The organism is Acinetobacter piscicola, assembly GCF_015218165.1.
Lineage (GTDB): Bacteria > Pseudomonadota > Gammaproteobacteria > Pseudomonadales > Moraxellaceae > Acinetobacter > Acinetobacter piscicola_A.
This window is the reverse complement of sequence record NZ_CP048659.1, coordinates 609,390-630,290: the sequence shown is the minus strand read 5'-3', so window position 1 is coordinate 630,290 and position 20,901 is coordinate 609,390. Positions and strand designations below refer to the sequence as shown.

Genomic DNA, 20,901 nt, shown 5'->3' with positions numbered 1-20,901 from the left:
TCTTTTCATCAGGGATCTCATATGACTCAGACCAATCGTTTAGCAAAAATCGTCAAAGCAACATCTAAATTGCCTTCAGGTATTCGTAGTACCGTTTTAAGCAAAGCGTTTGGTCGAGTCGTCCCGATGGTGGGAACGGCAAAACTACGTTATATCGACATCACACCCTCACGTGTCGAAGTCAAAATTGAAAATAATAAAAATATGCAAAACCATATCGGACAAGCGCATGCGTGTGCGATGGCCTTAGTGGCAGAAACTGCGACAGGTTTTGTGACAGGTATGAATATTCCTGATTCATGCATCGTCCTCATTAAACATATGAATATTCAGTTTAAACGCCCATCAAAAGGTGGGTTAACTGCGATTGCAACATTAACCGAAGAACAACGTAAGCTCATGCAAGACACCGAAAAAGGTGAAACTGTTGTCGCTGTCACAGTCACAGATGAGTCAGGTCAACAACCTATTGAAGCAGAAATGTTGTGGGCTTGGGTATCAAAAGCACATCTTAAAAACAAATAAATGTAAATAAAACTTACTTTTGAGTAAGTAAAAATTTTACCAAATCACTCAAAATCAGAGACGAATATTCACTATATTCTCTCGTATTTAATCTTCAAGATGGTGTATATAAACATCATCTTGAGAATAATCATGTTGCACGCTACTTTAAAAAAAGCGCTTATTTCTAATGCTATTGTACTGCCATTACTCATCACTGCATGTAGTCAAAGTCCAATACAAAATTCACAATCTTCAGCTACAACAACGCTCACAACAGCACAAAACAGTGCAGAACAAAATAAAAAAATCGTCATCGATTTCTATGAAGGTGTATTTTTAAAACATCAAGTCAAAGAATATGCTGATCGTTATATCGGTGATCAATATATTCAACACAACCCACATGTCCCTGATGGTAAAGCACCATTTGTCAATTATTTCATAGGACATTTCAAAGAGAATCCTGAAGCTAAAAGCGTGATCAAACGTGCTGTTGCAGAAGGAAATCTGGTCTTTTTACATGTACATTCAACACAAAATACACAAGACCGTGGCGTTGCCATTGTCGATATTTTTAGAGTAGAAAATGATAAAATTGTAGAGCATTGGGATGTACAACAGGCTATTCCTGAACAAAGTGCCAATAGCAATACGATGTTTTAAAGTGAATATTTAAAATCACATAGACATAAAAAATCCCAAACATAATTGGGATTTTTTATTTTTAATCTTTACAAAAAGTTAAGCACTTTGCGATGCAGCGTATTGTACTTTCACTTCTTCAGGAATTTGACGTTTATTCCCAGCAACATCAACAGCAACAAAGGTAAAGACGCCTTCTGTTACACGTTTTGCTGAACGAGAACTGTCATGACTATCCCATACTTCAATCTGCATTTGAATTGAGGTATTCCCCACTTTTAAAATCTTCGTATAACAACTAATCACGTCACCGACTTTTACAGGAACTAAAAAAGTCATCTGATTAATTGAAATCGTTGCACAACGTCCTTTACTAAAACGTTCTGCATGAATTGCACCTGCCAAATCCATTTGCGAAACGATCCATCCACCAAAAACATCACCACTCCAGTTGGTATCCGCAGGCATTGCGATGGTTTGAAGGGAAAGCGTACCTTCAGGTTTTACATGAGAATCTGACACATGAACTCCAAATTGGTCAATTAACTAAAAAGATTTTAACTGCTCATCTAACCAATCTTGTAACTGGCTAGAACGTAAAGCGCCGCTTATTCTAGCAATTTCTGTGGTTTTATTCATTAAAACTAACGTTGGAATACTACGAACATTAAATGCACTGCTCAAACGCGGGTTTGCTTCCGTGTCAATTTTAGCAAATACCACCTGTGGATTATGCTTTGCAACTTCTGCAAAATGTGGTGCCATCATTTTACAAGGTCCACACCAATCCGCCCATAAATCAATTAAAATGGGTAAATCACTGTGACTGACAAAATTGCTAAAATTTTGTTCATTTAACTCAATTGGTGCGAGTGGAATAAGCGCTTGATGACATTGACCACACGTGGGTTGTGCATCTAATTTTTCATCAGGTACGCGATTTTTAGCGCCGCAAGCTGGGCATACAATGATCATGAGCTCACTCCAATATGTTGATGTAAAAACTCTAATTGGGTCAAAATGGCTTTTTCCAACCATTGCCCATGATAAATATCATAATGAGACATGTTCCATTCGTAATATTTTACAAATGGTGCAATATTTGTTGCTGTTTCACGGCTAGATGAAATAGGAACAACACTGTCTTTTTTCGCCGCAATAAACAACACAGGAATATTAATCCTTCTCACGATTTCAATCGGGCGATAGCGAATCAAATTAAAGAACACCCGTGCAGGAACTTCACCACTCCAATAATAATCAGGATTGACTATCGACATATAACCGTTATAGCTGTCCCTTGTCGGAATAAAACACAAACTAAAAGGATGTACCACAGGCAATGTTTTTGGCTGCATCCCTATTTTTGCACTCATATAGTCTTGGCTAGAGAGTTTCAGCGCTTTCGGTAAATGATGAATCGGATAAAGTTTAGCCGTTTCAGTACCATCCACAAAAGGAATTTGCACCATGACCGCTTGAATATTTTTCACTTCTGCTGCGAGTGTTAAGACATATCCCCCACTGAGTGATGTTCCCCACAACACCATTTTACGTGAGTTAATACTTTTTTTACTACTCACGTAGGTGATCACTGTTTTCCAATCTTCTAATTGATCGGTCAAGGAAATTTGTTCACGGGGTTGCCCAGTACTCCCCCCCCAATAACGATAATCAAATAGTACAACCGCATAACCTGCTTGAGCAAAACGCTTGGCATATTCGATTAAACGAAATTGTCTTAAGGCTGCAAATCCATGCGCCATCACAATCACTGCTGGTTTTTTTATATTTTTAGGTCTATAGAAATCAGCAGCAATCACCTCCTGACCGCTTGGAACATACAGTGGTTCGACTGTATAAGCGTACATAGGCACTCCATTCCATTATATTTTGTTGGTTTTATCTTATAAATCTACTTCATTACTAAATCGTAATACAAAGCTTAATGCTATGATACTAACATAGTTTTTTTAAATATTGTGGAGCATCATCATGAGTGAAAATGTTGGATTTGCAGGCCAAATTGGTCCTGAACATATTTCCCAAGTTGTTGAAAAAGGTTTTAAATCGATTATTAATAATCGCCCAGATTTAGAAGGTGGTGCTGAACAACCAACAAGTGCTCAAATTGAGGAAGCTGCACGTAATGCTGGCTTAGATTATGTACATCAGCCTGTGGTTGCAGGTCAAATTACAGAAGTAGATGTACGTACTTTTGCGAATCATTTTAATGAACTTCCAAAACCTGTGCTAATGTTCTGTCGTACAGGGAATCGTTCAAACAACCTTTACCAACTTGCAAAACAAATGGATCTCTTAGATGACTAAGAAACAATTTACCTTTTGGATTGTTTTTCTTTGTTTTAGTATTTCAAACACTTTTGCAGAAACACTTTTTGATCGAACTACACTGACACCATCAGTCAGTGTAGCGGGGAAAATGACTATCGATAAATTTCAAGTTTTGCTCACTCAAGGCTTTAAATCTGTCATTGTGAACCGACCTGATAATGAAAGGGGTAATCTTGTTACAGCATCTCAATTGCGTCAAATATCTGAAAAATCTCAAGTCAGTTTGGTTTATCAGCCTGTCATTTCAGGTAAGATCTCACAACAAGATGTCATTGAATTTTCAAAATATTACAATAGTTTACCCAAACCTATTTTAATGATTTGCAAAAGTGGCTCAAGATCAACCTCATTATTTAATCAAGCAAAAGAGGCGGGACTTCTTCATGAATAAAGTCATTTTAGTAATTATGAGTGTTGTACTTTTAAGCGCTTGTAGCAGTATGAATGTTAAACCAACTGTTGGCGTGAGTATGGGGGCGTCGATTTAAATTAGAAGAAATATGATATGGTGCTATTTGCACCATATTTTAACTGTGCTATCTTTACATAATATAAATAAATTTATACATACATTTCAAATCATTTTTTTGGGGTACTCATGAATTTTCTGAAAGGAACATTAGCATTAAGTCTGTCTTATTTACTCGTTGCGTGTGGCGGTGGAGGTAGCGATGGTTATTATGATAATAAAGTTACTGATAATATACCTCCAACAACACAATCTGAAGAAACTATCAAAGCACAAAAAACATTAGATCTACTAAAAACTGAAGGGCAATATTTATTTGGAAACTATGATCCAAATGATTCTACAACGGCTAAAGGCTATATTGATCATGCTTTAGATACATTTTCTCAAGGTCCACTACAGCTAGCTATAGATGCAAAAAAACTATTTGATAAGGACAAAACAGCTTTCTATTATCGTGAAAAATGCATGGACTCTGGAACATATGCAAATACTGGCTGCTATATTCTTTTCGGCGACAATGTGATTAAAAATGCCTTAAATAATATTAACCCTCAAAAATATACTTCTTGGGATTTTGATGTAAACGATAATGAAATTGCAGGAATGAAACTTTCAGAAGATCAAATTAATAAATTTACCGGTAAAACAATGATCATCATATTTGATAATCGTAATACTGATAAAAAATATAATGATATTTGGGTCACTGGTGTATTTGGATATCCATACAAACAATCGTGGGGGCTCACTCAAACTGATCAACTAAGAATTGTTTCTATGAATGAAGCTGATAGTAACTATCAAGTAACATTAACTTATGATGATGAGACTACCGAAACTAAAGGTGCTTTAAGTATTTATAAAGACCCAACTTCAAAAGATGGTGAATTATACGTACTCCAAAACAATTCATCATTTGACGTTCTTACAAATGACAACCCAAATACTCCTGAAGTAGAACCTGTATCCTTTACAATTAATTCAATTCCAGGTGATAATTCAGCTTTAGCTACTTATCGCATTAAGTCAAACCTAACACAAGTACTTAATTTACCTAATGTATCAGCAATTTCAGGTACACGTATCGAAAATGAAACTCCATCAGCCAATACCCAAAATTTTACGGGAAGTATTTATCTTGAAGGTAGAAATATTTTTACATTTAAACAAGCCCTAAATGGTTCAATCTTGAAATTCAAACATGCACTTAATGGTATTACGTTTGAGGGACAATCTGTCAATCAGAATGGTAAGATTAGCACAACTTTAACTCAACCAAATAACATCAAATACTAATGTAAATATTTGCAAGAAAGCCTTCATTTGAAGGCTTTTTTTATTATATTCTTTTTAAAATAGTGAGTTATGAGTTATTTTTTATGTACGATATTATTATTATTGGTGCTGGTACAGCAGGCATTTCAGCCTATAAAGAAGCTGCAAAATACACTTCAAACCTACTGATCATCAATGATGGTCCTTGGGATACAACATGTGCACGTGTTGGCTGCATGCCAAGTAAAGTGCTGATTTCAAGTGCAAATCGTCTATATGATATACAACACGCAGATGAAGTTGGATTAAACATTAAAGCAGAGATTAATACGACACAAATTATGCCTCATGTCCGCCAACTGCGTGACCAATTTACACAAGCAACATTAAAAGATGTAGAAAGTTGGAATTCTACCCATAAAATAAATGGCAAAGCCAAATTTATTAATTCCAATACAATCGAAGTCAATCAACAACAATTTCAAGCAAAAAGTTTTATTATTGCCGTAGGCTCAACACCAAGTTTTGATGTTGCATGGAAACAAGAACTCAAAGAACACCTTATTACCTCAGATCAAATCTTTGAATTAGAGCAACTTCCTAAATCACTCGCAGTCATTGGCAGTGGTGTAATTGCAATTGAGCTAGCACAAGCCATGCAGCGTTTAGGTGTAAAAACAACTGTTTTTGCACGAAGTAAGAAAGTCGGTTCACTTTCTAGCCCACAATTGCAAGAATTAGCACAACAAACTATTGCCAAAGAAATAAATATTTTATTTGAAACACTGCCACAAAAAGTTGAAAAAACAAAAAATGGTGTAAGAATTCATTATCAACTTGGAAATGAAAATATAACTTTAGAGGTCGACTACTTATTAATAGCAACAGGTAGACAATCTTTGCTGAACACCTTGAATTTAGAAAATATTCATCCTGAATATCAAGACCTAAAAAAACTTCCGATCCATCCCCAAACGAAGCAATTAGCAAACTTACCTATTTTTATTATTGGAGATGCATTTACAAATACACCTATTCAACATGAAGCAGCTCATGAAGGTAGAATGACTGTACACAATTGTCTAAATACCCCAATTAAAAATATTAAGACATTAACACCACTTGCGATTATGTTTAGTTCACCTGAAATGGCAACAGTAGGACAGAGTTATAAAGCATTAAAAGACAAAGAAGTTGATTTTATCACTGGTTTCGCATCCTATCAAAAACAAGGACGTGCTCTTGTACTCGGTAAAAATAAAGGTGGCATTGAAGTTTATATTGATAAAACATCACGAAGACTTTTAGGTGCAGAACTTTTTGTAGAATCCGCTGAGCATATGGCACATTTACTTTCTTGGATGATCGCTGAAGAAGTAACACTTGACGATCTTCTTACAAAACCCTTTTATCATCCAACACTTGAGGAAGGATTGCGTACTGCTTTCAAACATGCTAGAAGACAATTAAATCAATAAAATATAATAAGGAATAATTGAAATAATTATTCCTTATTTATAAATACTATTTTCCCACCCGCCATAAAAAACACCCCCAACCGTATGGTTGGGGGTGTTTTAAATTTAAAAGCTGGCGATGACTTACTCTCACATGGGTAATCCCACACTACCATCAGCGCTAAGAGGTTTCACTTCTGAGTTCGGGAAGGGATCAGGTGGTTCACTCTTGCTATTGTCGCCAGCAAACTGTTATGGATACTCGCTATGGTCTTATTTAGATGCCACGGCTTTCAACCAAATGAGTTATTAACAGGATAATTTGAGTTGCTATTGTAACTAGCTTTTGAACTAAATCAAGCATTTTGCTTTGAATTCATTGAAACATACAACTGTTTGGGTGTTGTATAGTCAAGCCTCACGAGCAATTAGTATTGGTCAGCTTCATGCATCGCTGCACTTCCACATCCAACCTATCAACGTCGTAGTCTTCAACGGCTCTTTAGAGGACATAAAGTCCTAGGGAAATCTTATCTTGAGGTAGGCTTCCCGCTTAGATGCTTTCAGCGGTTATCCCTTCCGAACATAGCTACCCGGCGATGCGACTGGCGTCACAACCGGTACACCAGAGGTTCGTCCACTCTGGTCCTCTCGTACTAGGAGCAGATCCTCTCAAATTTCCAGCGCCCACGGTAGATAGGGACCGAACTGTCTCACGACGTTCTAAACCCAGCTCGCGTACCTCTTTAAATGGCGAACAGCCATACCCTTGGGACCTGCTTCAGCCCCAGGATGAGATGAGCCGACATCGAGGTGCCAAACACCGCCGTCGATATGAACTCTTGGGCGGTATCAGCCTGTTATCCCCAGAGTACCTTTTATCCGTTGAGCGATGGCCCTTCCATACAGAACCACCGGATCACTAAGACCTACTTTCGTACCTGCTCGACTTGTGGGTCTCGCAGTTAAGCGCGCTTTTGCCTTTATACTCTACGCGTGATTTCCGACCACGCTGAGCGCACCTTCGTACTCCTCCGTTACTCTTTAGGAGGAGACCGCCCCAGTCAAACTACCCACCAGACATGGTCCTCGTCCCGGATCACGGGACAGAGTTAGAACCTCAATATTACCAGGGTGGTATTTCAAGATTGGCTCCACCGAAACTAGCGTCTCGGTTTCAAAGCCTCCCACCTATCCTACACAAGTAAGATCAAAGTTCAATGTCAAGCTGCAGTAAAGGTTCACGGGGTCTTTCCGTCTAGCCGCGGGTACACCGCATCTTCACGGCGATTTCGATTTCACTGAGCCTCTGCTGGAGACAGCGCCCCCATCATTATGCCATTCGTGCAGGTCGGAACTTACCCGACAAGGAATTTCGCTACCTTAGGACCGTTATAGTTACGGCCGCCGTTTACTGGGGCTTCGATCAAGAGCTTCGCTTACGCTAACCCCATCAATTAACCTTCCAGCACCGGGCAGGCATCACACCCTATACGTCCACTTTCGTGTTTGCAGAGTGCTATGTTTTTAATAAACAGTTGCAGGGGCCTAGTTTCTGTGGCTGCTCTCAGCTCAGGAAGCAAGTTCCATCACCAAAAGCAGCGTACCTTCTCCCGAAGTTACGGTACCATTTTGCCTAGTTCCTTCAGCAGAGTTCTCTCAAGCGCTTTGGTCTACTCGACCTGACCACCTGTGTCGGTTTCGGGTACGATTCCTGTGTAACTGAAGCTTAGAGACTTTTCTTGGAAGTATGGTATCAGCCACTTTACTGTACAAGTACAGCTTGCTATCAGTTCTCAGCATAGAGTACCCCGGATTTGCCTAAGATACATGCCTACAACCTTTCACCTGGACAACCAACGCCAGGCTGACTTAACCTTCTCCGTCCTCTCATCGCATTACACAGAAGTATTGGAATATTAACCAATTTCCCATCGACTACGCCTCTCGGCCTCGCCTTAGGGGTCGACTCACCCAGCCCCGATTAACGTTGGACTGGAACCCTTGGTCTTTCAGCGAACGGGTTTTTCACCCGTTTTGTCGTTACTCACGTCAGCATTCGCACTTCTGATACCTCCAGCAGACTTCTCAATCCACCTTCATCGGCTTACAGAACGCTCCCCTACCACGTATACATAGTATACATCCGCAGCTTCGGTACTATATTTTAGCCCCGTTACATCTTCCGCGCAGGCCGACTCGACTAGTGAGCTATTACGCTTTCTTTAAAGGGTGGCTGCTTCTAAGCCAACCTCCTAGCTGTCTATGCCTTCCCACATCGTTTCCCACTTAATATAGATTTTGGGACCTTAGCTGGCGGTCTGGATTGTTTTCCTCTTGACTACGGACGTTAGCACCCGCAGTCTGTCTCCCGGATAGTACTCATTGGTATTCGGAGTTTGCATCGGTTTGGTAAGTCGGGATGACCCCCTAGCCGAAACAGTGCTCTACCCCCAATGGTATTCGTCCGAGGCGCTACCTAAATAGCTTTCGGGGAGAACCAGCTATCACCGAGTTTGATTAGCCTTTCACCCCTATCCACAAGTCATCCCCTGGCTTTTCAACGACAGTGGGTTCGGTCCTCCAGTTAGTGTTACCCAACCTTCAACCTGCTCATGGATAGATCACCCGGTTTCGGGTCTATACCCAGCAACTATACGCCCTATTAAGACTCGATTTCTCTACGGCTCCCCTATACGGTTAACCTTGCTACTGAATATAAGTCGCTGACCCATTATACAAAAGGTACGCAGTCACCGAACAAGTCGGCTCCCACTGCTTGTATGCATGCGGTTTCAGGATCTATTTCACTCCCCTCACAGGGGTTCTTTTCGCCTTTCCCTCACGGTACTGGTTCACTATCGGTCAGTCAGGAGTATTTAGCCTTGGAGGATGGTCCCCCCATATTCAGACAAGGTTTCACGTGCCTCGCCCTACTCGTCATCATTATATGTGCCCTTTCGTGTACGGGACTATCACCCTCTACGGTCGCACTTCCCAGAGCGTTCCGCTAAAACACATATAACTTAATGGGCTGATCCCCGTTCGCTCGCCGCTACTGAGGGAATCTCAATTGATTTCTTTTCCTAAGGGTACTGAGATGTTTCACTTCCCCTCGTTCGCCTCGTATGACTATGTATTCATCATACGATACCTACCTTATGGTAAGTGGGTTTCCCCATTCAGAAATCTCCGGATCACAGGATATTTGCCGCCTCCCCGAAGCTTATCGCAGGCTATTACGTCTTTCATCGCCTCTGACTGCCAAGGCATCCACCACATGCACTTAATTACTTGACTATACAACCCCAAACAGTCGTTCATCCCTACAAGTAGGATAACCAACATTACAGTTTGAAGTACTGTGTATCTAAACACCGTACAGCTTCAATCTAAATTCATATACCAAAACGCTTGATTCAGTTTTATCGCTAGTAACTCATTTCTTGTAGTTGCCTACTTGAAACGAGTATGAACAATTTATTTCAACTCAAATATATTCTGTTAATGATTCACTACGTCTTCGTCAGATCGCAGTCAACTGTGATAAATCACAGAGCTTAATAACAATGCAGCGTATTATACGCTTCTTTATCACTAAGCTCTATAAGCTATCATTTTATTTGCTTGTTTATTAGCTAGTTAACATTCCGTAAGAATGTGGTGGAGACTAGGAGAGTCGAACTCCTGACCTCCTGCGTGCAAAGCAGGCGCTCTACCAACTAAGCTAAGTCCCCAGCTTAAGATCTAAAATATCTAATTCCCTGTACTCAATATTTAATTTTTCAATTAAATAATGTGTTCGTCAGAATGGTGGGTCTGACAAGACTTGAACTTGTGACCCCACGCTTATCAAGCGTGTGCTCTAACCAACTGAGCTACAGACCCTCAGATACTTCAATGAAGAACAACTTGTTGTGGATTCTTACCGATCGTCAATCTTTCGTTAAGGAGGTGATCCAGCCGCAGGTTCCCCTACGGCTACCTTGTTACGACTTCACCCCAGTCGTCGGCCACACCGTGGTAAGCGTCCTCCTTGCGGTTAGACTACCTACTTCTGGTGCAACAAACTCCCATGGTGTGACGGGCGGTGTGTACAAGGCCCGGGAACGTATTCACCGCGGCATTCTGATCCGCGATTACTAGCGATTCCGACTTCATGGAGTCGAGTTGCAGACTCCAATCCGGACTACGATCGGCTTTTTGAGATTAGCATCCTATCGCTAGGTAGCAACCCTTTGTACCGACCATTGTAGCACGTGTGTAGCCCTGGTCGTAAGGGCCATGATGACTTGACGTCGTCCCCGCCTTCCTCCAGTTTGTCACTGGCAGTATCCTTAAAGTTCCCACCCGAAGTGCTGGCAAATAAGGAAAAGGGTTGCGCTCGTTGCGGGACTTAACCCAACATCTCACGACACGAGCTGACGACAGCCATGCAGCACCTGTATGTAAGTTCCCGAAGGCACCAATCCATCTCTGGAAAGTTCTTACTATGTCAAGACCAGGTAAGGTTCTTCGCGTTGCATCGAATTAAACCACATGCTCCACCGCTTGTGCGGGCCCCCGTCAATTCATTTGAGTTTTAGTCTTGCGACCGTACTCCCCAGGCGGTCTACTTATCGCGTTAGCTGCGCCACTAAAGCCTCAAAGGCCCCAACGGCTAGTAGACATCGTTTACGGCATGGACTACCAGGGTATCTAATCCTGTTTGCTCCCCATGCTTTCGTACCTCAGCGTCAGTATTAGGCCAGATGGCTGCCTTCGCCATCGGTATTCCTCCAGATCTCTACGCATTTCACCGCTACACCTGGAATTCTACCATCCTCTCCCATACTCTAGCTCCCCAGTATCGAATGCAATTCCTAAGTTAAGCTCAGGGATTTCACATCCGACTTAAAAAGCCGCCTACGTACGCTTTACGCCCAGTAAATCCGATTAACGCTCGCACCCTCTGTATTACCGCGGCTGCTGGCACAGAGTTAGCCGGTGCTTATTCTGCGAGTAACGTCCACTATCTTTAGGTATTAACCAAAGTAGCCTCCTCCTCGCTTAAAGTGCTTTACAACCATAAGGCCTTCTTCACACACGCGGCATGGCTGGATCAGGGTTCCCCCCATTGTCCAATATTCCCCACTGCTGCCTCCCGTAGGAGTCTGGGCCGTGTCTCAGTCCCAGTGTGGCGGATCATCCTCTCAGACCCGCTACAGATCGTCGCCTTGGTAGGCCTTTACCCCACCAACTAGCTAATCCGACTTAGGCTCATCTATTAGCGCAAGGTCAAATGATCCCCTGCTTTCCCCCGTAGGGCGTATGCGGTATTAGCGTCCCTTTCGAAACGTTGTCCCCCACTAATAGGCAGATTCCTAAGTATTACTCACCCGTCCGCCGCTAGGTCCAGTAGCAAGCTACCTTTCCCCGCTCGACTTGCATGTGTTAAGCCTGCCGCCAGCGTTCAATCTGAGCCATGATCAAACTCTTCAGTTTAAAATCAATAGTGTTTTATTCTAAACACCAAATCTGGCTCATCAATTTTCTGACATTAATTTCTCAAATAAACTTCGAGTAATTTCTACCATCAATCAATGAAAATAATTTCGATCAATCAACCAGTAAAAATCCACACAAGTTGTTCTTCATATTCTCTTAATGATCTTCTTAATGCTTCGTCAGCATCAAGCTAGGTCGGCTATATTACTCTCTATCTTTAGAAAGTCAACATGTAATGAAAATTATTTTTAATCCTTCCTTCTAAAACCCAACTTAATCAATTCAACCAAGTCATTGTTTTATCAGAAGTTTTAATCTTCATCACCGCCGATGGATGTGCATTCTACAGTATTTCAGATACGACGCAACCCCTTTTTTGATTTATTTTTTAAAAAGCTTATCGCTTGCTTATTTATTCTACAATTTTGGCTGTTTTTGTTATTTTTTGAGCGTACATGGCATGATATTCATTGCTTCATCCGCTTTTTTTTCGTCATTTTCTTTTTCTTGCCACTTTAAAGGACGACAATCAATGTATTCACAATAGCCACTTTCTCCTGTTTCTTCAATTCCATCAATATTTACACAATATTTAAAACTGCCGACATAACCTGCTGCTAGACCAAATTTATAATCACCACGGCTTTCTGCATGGATTTCTATTTTTCTATTTCCATTTTGAAAAGTCCAATAAAACTCTCGTGGTAAGTACATTTCTTGGTGATTAGGTGTTTTTACTTTTGGATACACTCGCAAAATTTTGAAATGAACATCTTCATCAAACATCTCAGCGATTGAAGTTTGCGCATCTCTAAAATAAATACGCGACTGTACGATTTGATTAAAGTTATTACGAATCTGTCCTAACAACAATTGACGTTGATTTTGCAGGTTAATAATTTGATAGGTAAAAAAACACAAAGGTAAATAAGGAATATTGATTGCGCGAGCATATTCAAATGAACCCATTTCATCAATGTTGTAACTTTGTCCCTTGTAACTCAGTTCACCCCGACAATGACACAGCAAAGACCAATGATTAAAAATACCTAATTTTAGTTTGGTGAAATGTGAAATGATCGGGGTAGTTTGAATTTTAAGATCAAAACTCAGCTCGTCATCTTGGCGCGTTAATCGAAAAAATGGAAAAGTACCTTGTAATATTTCTTTATTTGAAAATTGATAAAAATCTGATTTGAAATTGCAATCATTTTCAATGGAATAAGAAGAAAAATGCCCAGCCATATGCGCACTACAACTTACAATAATCGTTGCTGTATCCAAAGCTGTAGTGTGAATCGCATCTTGATTACGTAATATAGGAATGTTGGATTGCCCAATGATGCTCAGGAAATTGAGGTAATATAAAGGTGCGGGTAGATTAGGAATCATCAATCCTTGATGAATAATTTTAAATCGTCCACGTTGTGGATGATAATCGAGCTTTAGCGGAAAAGGAGCCTGATTGAGCTGTTTGGATTCATCGATAAAATTCATGAACAACTGCATATCAAACTCCTACTTTTTATTAGCTCACCGCATTTTTTCTAGCCAGAAAAGTGGTTATAAATCCAGACATGGCATAGATAATTGAAATAATAAGAATGCCTACAGGAATATTATAGGTCACTGCTGCCAAAATAAATACAGCGATTGGTAACACGAAAAATGGGACACGTTTACGATCAACAGTTTTAAATGAATAATATTTGATATTGGAAATCATCAATAATCCTACAGCGACAATAATCACAGCATTAACAATTTGAATACCGATATCTTTCAAATCAAAAATAGCGGGAAAATCTCGTCCAACCCAGACCAATGAAATGATCATCACAGCGGCTAATGGACTTGCAACGCCAATAAAATAGCGTTTATCGACTACACCGATTTGCACGTTAAAACGTGCTAAACGAAATGCAGCACATGCGGTATAGACAAAACATGCAGCCAAACCGATGCGACCGAGATCATGTAAACTCCAACTGTACATCAGGATTGCAGGTGCAACACCAAATGCCAATAAGTCAGAGAGCGAATCAAATTGTTCACCAAATGCACTTTGTGCACCTATTGCACGGGCTACACGCCCATCTAAACCATCAAATAAAGCAGCAAGGAAAATTGCGTAAATCGCTTGGGTAAAATCACCATTCATACTGGCAATAATTGAGTAAAAACCCGATAACAATGCAGCAGTGGTGATTAAATTTGGCCACAAGTAGATCCCGCGACGTTTGACCTTTTCCCCTTCATAGGTATGCTCCACCTCTTCGACTTCAAAGGTAATACCGTCAAAAGCATGATCATCGTGCGAAGAAGGATTGCTTTCAGGTTTATTTATATTTGTCATTGTTCGATCCTACTGTGACCTTTTTCATCAATTTTGCTTATTCGCCAACTAACCAACGTACTGCTGCATGACCACCATTTTCACTCATACGTAAATGTGGAAATAGCCATTGTAAAGCTTCATCAGCATCTTCAGAGAATTTCCAAGGTGGATTAATCACCAATAGACCACAACCATTTAAACCTACAGGCGTGTCATCTGGCCAGACACAGACTTCACACACCAACTGACGGCGAATGCCTGTTTTGATCATTTTCTTTTCAAAGCGTTCAATCATGGCACGATCTTTAATTGGATACCAAACTGCAAAAATACCTGTAGGCCATTTTTTATAAGCTGCAACTAAAAGTTCTACCAATTGAGGAAAATCTTTACGCTCCAACTCATATGGTGGATCAATCATGACCAACCCACGTTTTTCTTTCGGTGGAATCACACCAAGTAAGCCTTCATAAGCATCACGCTCATGTAAGCCTGCACGTTTGTCACGAATATTATAATAAAGCTGTTGAAATACATCTCGTTGCATTTCAAAAATAGTGGCTTTATCTGTTTCACGCATACCTTCAAGTGCAAACCACGGCGAACCTGGATATGCCCCTTTGCCTGAACCTGCACGCATATCTTCAACAATTTTAAGATATTGTTTTACGCCTTCAGGCGCATTACGCTTAATCGAGTCATCTAATTTGACCAAACGGTGAATACCATTTAAAAATTCACCTGATTTTTGTGCTTCTGCAGTCGATAAATCGTATCTACCCGCACCACCATGCGTGTCTACATAACGATATGGTTTATCTTTGCCATTTAAACGTGCCAAAATTTGCAGTAATAACACATGTTTCATGACATCGGCAAAGTTGCCTGCATGGAAATGGTGACGGTAATTCATGTTTTGATTCATTCCTAAGTTCAACAACTATTTTAGCACGAAAAAATATTTCTTCACTGTCCCGTTCTTGTTCTAAAATAAAGCCTTTATTTTTTCGTTATTTTTTGGATATGTATGGATGTGATCTTTCTCCCAAAGTCTTGGAATGTTGATCAAATTTTAGATGATTTAGATCAACACGGTTTTGCCATTATTGATGATGTTTATCCCACAGACTATTTACAAGCACTTGTACTCGAATGTACCACCCACCTTAATGAATTTCGTGCTGCTGCCGTTCAAAATGGTGTCATCAGCAATATTCGTAGTGATCATATTTTATGGATCAATGACAATTTAGACATTGCCCAACAACATATCGACACATTAAAACAACTCTCCAATACATTAAATCGTTATTTTTATTTAGGAATCAATGAAGTAGAAGCACATTTTGCTTGTTATAATGCAGGCGAATTTTATACTTTACATCGTGATAATCCACAAGGTAAAAATGGTCGAATGATCTCCGCTGTGTATTATTTACATAAGCAATGGCAAGATGATTGGGGTGGTCAATTACATCTACAAGATAAAAATAATCAATGGCACTATATCCACCCTAAACCCAATCGTCTTGCGATATTTCAGAGTGATTTATTACACGAAGTCATTGAAGCTAAACATCAGCGTTTATCCATTACAGCATGGCTGCGTTCAGATCAGCAACTATTATAAGTTTTACGCTTTGTTCTTTTTAGCTGCTCATTATCTTTAAATTTAAATATTCATCCTCATATATAGCGCTATTGAAAAATGAGGATGAAGGCGCATGTTTGAAAATACAAAACAAATCATTGCACGTATTGGTGAAACAGACCAAATGTATTTGCAAGAAAACACGCCTGAACTCGCTTTGGAACGAGCTGACTTACGCTTGCAATTGGTGGTACTTAGCCATGTACGCCAAGAACAAATTCATTTTCTACAAGAAGCCATTGTATTGCTTGAAAGTGCACGTGTGGAATATGAAGAAATGCCGATGAGTTTATATCTCAAATTGTCGCTACATTTAGCTAAAGCCTATATGTTGTATTTTGAAATTACTCAAGAAAATCGTTTTGCATTAATTACGCAGCAAATTTTAAAACCATTAACACCGCATGAACATAATGAAATTTATTTCTTCCTTGCTTATGCCTCTGCGGTTAAAAATGAATTGGCCTTAACACGACATTGGCTCAGTAAATATGTGAAAACTGAACAATGTGATGTAGCATTATTGCAAGAACATCCTGCCTTTAAACAGGTACGTCAAAACACATGGTTTAATGATTTAATTCAACATAAATTACATTAAGCTTTGAATTTAAAACAAAAAAAGATGGTGAAATACCATCTTTTTTTCAGTTTGAAATAAATACTTTTAAGCCGTTTGTAGTTTATAGGCATCCATGTGTAATTGTTGATTTAGTTCATCAATCCACATTGCCCAATCATCATCTTGAACCAAATGACTGATTAAAAAGTCACGTTGTGATTTATTCCAAAATGGCGCGTCATGCAAATTTTGACTAGATGTTAATTGATGAGTACGAATATAGAGCTCAATTGCAGCAGGACTATTTGCCAAACCGAGCTGAGAAAATAATAAGGCTAAAGATGGTTGAGTGTTCATGAGCTTCCTGCCCTCCCTCGGTAAATTTTTATCGTTCAAACATTTATGAAGCTTATCCAATAAATTTATATCAATAAAATTGTATTTCCTTATACAACCAACTTATAAGAATTTAGACAAAAAAAATAGTCCTAAGACTATTTTTTGTTGTTTCAATTTGTGATTAATTTTCACACACTTATAGAAAGCATAGACATTCTATTTAAAATCTAAGACTTATCTGCCAATAACTCGTTCAGTTCATCAATCACCAAAGCCCAATCGTCATCTTTACGCCAATGGCTTGCAATAAACTCACGCTGTGAATCACTCCAAAAACTCGCTTCATGTAGCATCGCCCCTTGTGGTAGCTGATGTGTTGCAACAAATTGATCAATTGAAGCCTGATCTGAATCCAATCCCAATTGATCAAATAACAATTTAAGTGTCGGTTGTTCATCAAACATAGAGGTGGTTCCACTTGTTTGAACAACTAAAAGCGTATTTATAAGTGATATTCCGCTCTAGTTAAGCCACCTTGTTTTGTTGGGGTAGCTGATCATAGTAAAACTCATTTGGTGTCATTTTGTCTAGACTCGAATGAGGTCGTTTCAGATTATAAAACTCAAAATATGCACTCAATTGCTTTTTCGCATCTGTGACACTGCTATAAGCTTTGAGATACACCTCTTCATATTTAACGCTCCGCCATAATCGTTCAACCATCACATTATCTACCCATCGACCTTTACCATCCATACTGATTTGAATGCCATTTGATTTCAATACATCAATAAATGCATCACTGGTGAACTGACTGCCTTGGTCTGTATTCAATATTTCAGGTGATCCATATTTTTCAATCGCTTCATTTAAAGCCGAAATACAAAAATCCACCTCCATACTAATCGATACCCTATGCGCAAGTACCTTGCGGCTATGCCAATCAATCACAGCACATAAATAAACAAAGCCTTTTGCCATAGGGATATACGTTATATCAGTAGACCACACTTGATTACTGCGCTGAATAGCCAATCCTTTGAGCAGATATGGATATTTACGGTGAGCTTGATTAGCCTGGCTTAAATTTGGTTTGCAATATAACGCCTGAATACCCATTTTCTTCATTAAAGTACGTGTATGACGTCGTCCTATATGATGCCCTTGACGATTCAACAAATCACGCATCATACGACTGCCTGCAAAAGGATATTGCATATGTAATTCATCAATACATCGCATCAGCTTCAGATCTGATGAGCTAACAGGTTTTGGGCGATAATAATAACAACCACGAGAGACTTTCAGTAACTTAGCTTGTTTAGATACTGAAATCTGAAGTGAGTGATCGATTAACTTTTGTGGTTGAAGCGGCCCAGTTTCTTCAACACACCTTCTAAAAAATCAATTTCTAATGCCTGCTCACCGATTTTTGCATGTAACTTTTTAAGATCAATGGGAGGTTCTGATGGAGCTTTTGATTGATCGAAAGCTTGTGAGGAAGCTGAGATCAATTGATTTTTCCAGTCAATAATTTGGTTTTGATGAACATCAAACTCAGAACTCAATTCAGCAAGTGTTTTTTCTGCTTTGATCGCAGCAAGTGCTACCTTAGCCTTAAAGTCGTTTGAATGATTTCTTCTTGGTCTACGTGCCATAAAATACTCCATATATTGATGTTTATAACATCATTTGAGGAGCAGAGTATCACTTATAGGAGTTGTTCAAATTTCCGGATCCATCTCTCATATTATTTTCCTGCGTTGCTTATTGTTAAAGTTTAAATTGACGATATCACTTTTAAAATTAACTGTTTTTTATTCTAAATTCAGCATGATCTTGCTTTATTCTTGTTATTGTTTGTTAATCATTTTTATCAACGAATACCAATAAAAAGCACCCCCAAATGGAGTGCTTTTTTTAATTCAATCTAAAAGATCAACGATCTTAAAAATTCAATTATTTAACCATGTCAGCAACTGCTGCACGTTCGCCTTCTAACTCTTCTAAAGTGAAGTTGATACGTTCACGGCTGAATTCGTCGATTTCAAGACCTTGAACGATTTTGTACTCGCCATTTTCGCAAGTTACAGGGAAACCGAACATTACACCTTCAGGAATACCATAAGAACCATCAGAAGGAATACCCATCGTTACCCATTCACCGTTTGTACCAAGCGCCCAATCACGCATATGGTCGATCGCAGCGTTTGCAGCAGATGCAGCAGAAGATAAACCACGTGCTTCGATGATCGCAGCGCCACGTTTACCAACAGTTGGAAGGAATACATCTTTGTTCCATTCTGCATCATTGATTTTGTCTTTTAAGCTTTCGCCGTTTACTGTCGCAAAACGGTAGTCAGCATACATTGTTGGAGAATGGTTACCCCAAACAGTCATGTGTTTGATATCAGAAACTGCAACGTTCGCTTTTTGAGCAAGTTGAGTTAACGCACGGTTGTGGTCAAGACGTAACATTGCTGTGAAGTTTTTCGCAGGAAGATCTGGTGCAGATTTCATTGCGATATAAGCGTTCGTATTTGCAGGGTTACCTACAACAAGAACCTTAACGTCACGGCTTGCAACTTCATTCAATGCTTGACCTTGACCGATGAAGATTTCACCGTTCACTTTAAGTAATTCAGCACGTTCCATACCTGGACCACGTGGACGTGAACCAACTAAAAGTGCATAATCAGCATCTTTAAATGCAACTTTAGGATCATCAGTACCGATCATGCCTTCTAATAATGGGAATGCACAGTCGTCTAGTTCCATCATTACGCCTTTAAGCGCAGCTTGAGCTTTCTCAAATGGAACTTCTAATAATTGAAGGATAACTGGTTGGTCTTTACCAAGCATTTCACCACTAGCGATACGGAATAATAAGCTGTAACCGATTTGACCTGCAGCGCCAGTAACGGCAACACGAACTGCTTGCTTCATGTAATTATCTCCAATTGAGGATCGTTAATGTGATTAAAGGACTATTTCCATTTAATCGAATTATCATAAACGCCAAAGATTGTACTCCAATCTTTTCCGTTATGCATTTAAAAGAAAATGATTTTCAACAAAAGTATTATAGGAAAAATAAATAAGTGCTTTCAAAACCTTAATAGGCACCTTTTATGGAAAAACTATTTGGGCAATTTGAAACCAATTGACTTGAGCATTGTTTATATTGACCATTTACTTTGTAACAGACTTCAATTTCAGTCAAAATTGTGCTTGATCGACTGCTTTGGCAAATAAAATTCAGACTATTTGAAGGCAAACTTGGGTTCAGTTTAGTAAATTGTGCTTTTAATTGATTGTGATACACCACTCGACTGTCTGCACTAGTCAGATCAGCAGGAATTTTTAATTTTTCAGCCAAATTAATCATTGTCCTAAAATATTGACTCGCATTCATGGGGACACACCCTCCAACACTCGCCCAAAGTTGGGTTCGTGCGTTTTGATCGGGCATCACACGAGCAACAACTTTAGATTGTAGTGGCGTAAGTGTTGCAGATGAAGATGTTTGGCAATCTTTTTGTGTGGTTTCAGGTAGTAAACCTGTAATGGTCAGTGAATAGCCTTCTAAACATTTACGTTGCTTTTGTTTAGAGCTATCCAAAGCACAAACCGCTGGCGTCAACTGTATTTGCATTACATAACCTTGTGGTCGTGCGGGTGCAGCAGATGCATCCATTTTAAATAAGAAAAATCCTGTGCAGATCAATACCCACACACGAATTTTTCTTTTCAAGCGATTCAACACAACGTTCTTCATTGTAACCATGCACACAAAAATTTATTACAAAATCATCC

At 39.5% G+C, this 20,901-nt stretch carries 19 protein-coding genes, 2 tRNA genes and 3 rRNA genes; 8 read left to right on the top strand and 16 right to left on the bottom strand.

What is annotated here, in order from left to right:
• Positions 1 to 21: 21 nt before the first annotated feature.
• Together G0028_RS03070 and G0028_RS03065 are read left to right on the top strand one after the other, a co-directional pair.
• Positions 22 to 525, top strand: coding sequence for a DUF4442 domain-containing protein (locus G0028_RS03070; protein WP_130074068.1), 504 nt, complete (start codon positions 22 to 24; stop codon positions 523 to 525).
• A gap of 132 nt (positions 526 to 657) precedes the next feature.
• On the top strand, positions 658 to 1,170 hold the full coding sequence (locus G0028_RS03065; protein ID WP_180047492.1) for a nuclear transport factor 2 family protein: 513 nt from the start codon (positions 658 to 660) through the stop codon (positions 1,168 to 1,170).
• Between the two features lie 78 nt (positions 1,171 to 1,248).
• On the opposite strand, the gene G0028_RS03060 is transcribed toward G0028_RS03065, so the two are convergent.
• From G0028_RS03060 to G0028_RS03050, 3 genes are all read right to left on the bottom strand, one after another.
• Positions 1,249 to 1,617 (bottom strand): acyl-CoA thioesterase, encoded by a 369-nt coding sequence (locus G0028_RS03060; protein ID WP_218946370.1) that lies wholly within the window; start codon positions 1,615 to 1,617, stop codon positions 1,249 to 1,251.
• 78 nt (positions 1,618 to 1,695) lie between these two features.
• A complete protein-coding gene (gene trxC, locus G0028_RS03055) occupies positions 1,696 to 2,124 on the bottom strand; it encodes a thioredoxin TrxC (RefSeq protein ID WP_130074065.1) in 429 nt (142 codons plus the stop codon).
• Positions 2,121 to 3,020 carry an alpha/beta hydrolase gene (locus tag G0028_RS03050; RefSeq protein WP_130074064.1) on the bottom strand — a complete coding sequence of 300 codons (900 nt, stop codon included), beginning with the start codon at positions 3,018 to 3,020 and terminating at the stop codon, positions 2,121 to 2,123. Before G0028_RS03050 ends, trxC begins: the two co-directional genes overlap by 4 nt.
• 124 nt (positions 3,021 to 3,144) lie before the next feature.
• On the opposite strand from G0028_RS03050, the gene G0028_RS03045 reads away from it, so the two are divergent.
• From G0028_RS03045 to G0028_RS03030, 4 genes are all read left to right on the top strand, one after another.
• A complete protein-coding gene (locus G0028_RS03045; protein ID WP_130074063.1) occupies positions 3,145 to 3,480 on the top strand; it encodes a TIGR01244 family sulfur transferase in 336 nt (111 codons plus the stop codon).
• Positions 3,473 to 3,895: a beta-lactamase hydrolase domain-containing protein gene (locus tag G0028_RS03040; protein ID WP_180047494.1), complete on the top strand. Its 423-nt coding sequence runs from the start codon at positions 3,473 to 3,475 to the stop codon at positions 3,893 to 3,895. Before G0028_RS03045 ends, G0028_RS03040 begins: the two co-directional genes overlap by 8 nt.
• Positions 3,896 to 4,102: 207 nt before the next feature.
• The gene (locus G0028_RS03035; RefSeq protein ID WP_180047495.1) at positions 4,103 to 5,272 is read left to right on the top strand and encodes a hypothetical protein; all 1,170 of its coding nucleotides are present in this window, start codon (positions 4,103 to 4,105) and stop codon (positions 5,270 to 5,272) included.
• A gap of 83 nt (positions 5,273 to 5,355) precedes the next feature.
• The gene (locus tag G0028_RS03030) at positions 5,356 to 6,729 is read left to right on the top strand and encodes a dihydrolipoyl dehydrogenase (RefSeq protein ID WP_180047496.1); all 1,374 of its coding nucleotides are present in this window, start codon (positions 5,356 to 5,358) and stop codon (positions 6,727 to 6,729) included.
• A gap of 110 nt (positions 6,730 to 6,839) precedes the next feature.
• On the opposite strand, the gene rrf is transcribed toward G0028_RS03030, so the two are convergent.
• The 8 genes from rrf to G0028_RS02990 all read right to left on the bottom strand — a co-directional run bounded on the left by rrf (position 6,840) and on the right by G0028_RS02990 (position 15,446).
• Positions 6,840 to 6,954 (bottom strand): 5S ribosomal RNA (rrf, locus tag G0028_RS03025).
• Positions 6,955 to 7,115: 161 nt separating this feature from the next.
• A 23S ribosomal RNA gene (locus tag G0028_RS03020) occupies positions 7,116 to 10,008 on the bottom strand.
• Between the two features lie 361 nt (positions 10,009 to 10,369).
• A tRNA-Ala gene (locus G0028_RS03015) sits at positions 10,370 to 10,445 on the bottom strand.
• 74 nt (positions 10,446 to 10,519) lie between these two features.
• Positions 10,520 to 10,596, bottom strand: a tRNA-Ile gene (locus tag G0028_RS03010).
• Positions 10,597 to 10,655: 59 nt separating this feature from the next.
• Positions 10,656 to 12,192: ribosomal RNA gene (locus G0028_RS03005) — 16S ribosomal RNA — on the bottom strand.
• The 16S, 23S and 5S rRNA genes sit together here with 2 tRNA genes alongside, the layout of an rRNA operon.
• A gap of 441 nt (positions 12,193 to 12,633) precedes the next feature.
• Positions 12,634 to 13,704, bottom strand: coding sequence for a DUF6670 family protein (locus tag G0028_RS03000; RefSeq protein ID WP_180047942.1), 1,071 nt, complete (start codon positions 13,702 to 13,704; stop codon positions 12,634 to 12,636).
• Between the two features lie 19 nt (positions 13,705 to 13,723).
• Positions 13,724 to 14,551, bottom strand: coding sequence for a CDP-diacylglycerol--serine O-phosphatidyltransferase (pssA, locus tag G0028_RS02995; protein ID WP_130074401.1), 828 nt, complete (start codon positions 14,549 to 14,551; stop codon positions 13,724 to 13,726).
• A 37-nt stretch (positions 14,552 to 14,588) separates the two neighbouring features.
• Positions 14,589 to 15,446 carry a 23S rRNA (adenine(2030)-N(6))-methyltransferase RlmJ gene (locus tag G0028_RS02990; protein ID WP_130074400.1) on the bottom strand — a complete coding sequence of 286 codons (858 nt, stop codon included), beginning with the start codon at positions 15,444 to 15,446 and terminating at the stop codon, positions 14,589 to 14,591.
• A 114-nt stretch (positions 15,447 to 15,560) separates the two neighbouring features.
• On the opposite strand from G0028_RS02990, the gene G0028_RS02985 reads away from it, so the two are divergent.
• Both G0028_RS02985 and G0028_RS02980 read left to right on the top strand, forming a co-directional pair.
• On the top strand, positions 15,561 to 16,163 hold the full coding sequence (locus tag G0028_RS02985; RefSeq protein ID WP_180047944.1) for a 2OG-Fe(II) oxygenase: 603 nt from the start codon (positions 15,561 to 15,563) through the stop codon (positions 16,161 to 16,163).
• A gap of 94 nt (positions 16,164 to 16,257) precedes the next feature.
• Positions 16,258 to 16,785, top strand: a complete 528-nt coding sequence (locus tag G0028_RS02980; protein ID WP_180047946.1) for a hypothetical protein — start codon at positions 16,258 to 16,260, stop codon at positions 16,783 to 16,785.
• A 66-nt stretch (positions 16,786 to 16,851) separates the two neighbouring features.
• Here the strand turns inward: G0028_RS02980 and G0028_RS02975 are convergent, their stop codons facing one another.
• From G0028_RS02975 to G0028_RS02955, 5 genes are all read right to left on the bottom strand, one after another.
• Complete coding sequence (locus tag G0028_RS02975; RefSeq protein WP_174493349.1) at positions 16,852 to 17,103, bottom strand: DUF2789 family protein; 252 nt, start codon at positions 17,101 to 17,103, stop codon at positions 16,852 to 16,854.
• A gap of 209 nt (positions 17,104 to 17,312) precedes the next feature.
• A complete protein-coding gene (locus G0028_RS02970; protein ID WP_130074396.1) occupies positions 17,313 to 17,549 on the bottom strand; it encodes a DUF2789 family protein in 237 nt (78 codons plus the stop codon).
• A gap of 61 nt (positions 17,550 to 17,610) precedes the next feature.
• Positions 17,611 to 18,755, bottom strand: a protein-coding gene (locus tag G0028_RS02965; protein WP_099046175.1) for an IS3-like element ISAba14 family transposase whose coding sequence is annotated in 2 segments (ribosomal slippage) — positions 17,611 to 18,491 and positions 18,491 to 18,755 — 1,146 coding nt in all. Because the reading frame shifts where the segments join, the coding sequence is not laid out codon by codon here.
• 289 nt (positions 18,756 to 19,044) lie between these two features.
• Complete coding sequence (locus G0028_RS02960; RefSeq protein WP_130074395.1) at positions 19,045 to 20,031, bottom strand: malate dehydrogenase; 987 nt, start codon at positions 20,029 to 20,031, stop codon at positions 19,045 to 19,047.
• Positions 20,032 to 20,200: 169 nt separating this feature from the next.
• Positions 20,201 to 20,863, bottom strand: a complete 663-nt coding sequence (locus tag G0028_RS02955; protein ID WP_130074394.1) for a ribonuclease T2 family protein — start codon at positions 20,861 to 20,863, stop codon at positions 20,201 to 20,203.
• Positions 20,864 to 20,901: the final 38 nt, after the last annotated feature.

Bases quoted from the DNA above. Each gene is read 5' to 3' on its own strand.
- G0028_RS02975 (WP_174493349.1), bottom strand. From the start codon at position 17,103: ATGAACACTCAACCATCTTTAGCCTTATTATTTTCTCAGCTCGGTTTG.
- trxC (WP_130074065.1), bottom strand. From the start codon at position 2,124: ATGATCATTGTATGCCCAGCTTGCGGCGCTAAAAATCGCGTACCTGAT.
- G0028_RS03060 (WP_218946370.1), bottom strand. From the start codon at position 1,617: ATGCCTGCGGATACCAACTGGAGTGGTGATGTTTTTGGTGGATGGATC.
- G0028_RS02990 (WP_130074400.1), bottom strand. From the start codon at position 15,446: ATGAATTACCGTCACCATTTCCATGCAGGCAACTTTGCCGATGTCATG.
- G0028_RS02985 (WP_180047944.1), top strand. From the start codon at position 15,561: ATGGATGTGATCTTTCTCCCAAAGTCTTGGAATGTTGATCAAATTTTA.
- G0028_RS02955 (WP_130074394.1), bottom strand. From the start codon at position 20,863: ATGAAGAACGTTGTGTTGAATCGCTTGAAAAGAAAAATTCGTGTGTGG.
- G0028_RS03070 (WP_130074068.1), top strand. From the start codon at position 22: ATGACTCAGACCAATCGTTTAGCAAAAATCGTCAAAGCAACATCTAAA.
- G0028_RS03040 (WP_180047494.1), top strand. From the start codon at position 3,473: ATGACTAAGAAACAATTTACCTTTTGGATTGTTTTTCTTTGTTTTAGT.
- G0028_RS03065 (WP_180047492.1), top strand. From the start codon at position 658: ATGTTGCACGCTACTTTAAAAAAAGCGCTTATTTCTAATGCTATTGTA.
- G0028_RS02960 (WP_130074395.1), bottom strand. From the start codon at position 20,031: ATGAAGCAAGCAGTTCGTGTTGCCGTTACTGGCGCTGCAGGTCAAATC.
- G0028_RS02980 (WP_180047946.1), top strand. From the start codon at position 16,258: ATGTTTGAAAATACAAAACAAATCATTGCACGTATTGGTGAAACAGAC.
- G0028_RS03000 (WP_180047942.1), bottom strand. From the start codon at position 13,704: ATGCAGTTGTTCATGAATTTTATCGATGAATCCAAACAGCTCAATCAG.
- G0028_RS03030 (WP_180047496.1), top strand. From the start codon at position 5,356: ATGTACGATATTATTATTATTGGTGCTGGTACAGCAGGCATTTCAGCC.
- G0028_RS03050 (WP_130074064.1), bottom strand. From the start codon at position 3,020: ATGTACGCTTATACAGTCGAACCACTGTATGTTCCAAGCGGTCAGGAG.
- G0028_RS03045 (WP_130074063.1), top strand. From the start codon at position 3,145: ATGAGTGAAAATGTTGGATTTGCAGGCCAAATTGGTCCTGAACATATT.
- G0028_RS03035 (WP_180047495.1), top strand. From the start codon at position 4,103: ATGAATTTTCTGAAAGGAACATTAGCATTAAGTCTGTCTTATTTACTC.
- pssA (WP_130074401.1), bottom strand. From the start codon at position 14,551: ATGACAAATATAAATAAACCTGAAAGCAATCCTTCTTCGCACGATGAT.
- G0028_RS02970 (WP_130074396.1), bottom strand. From the start codon at position 17,549: ATGTTTGATGAACAACCGACACTTAAATTGTTATTTGATCAATTGGGA.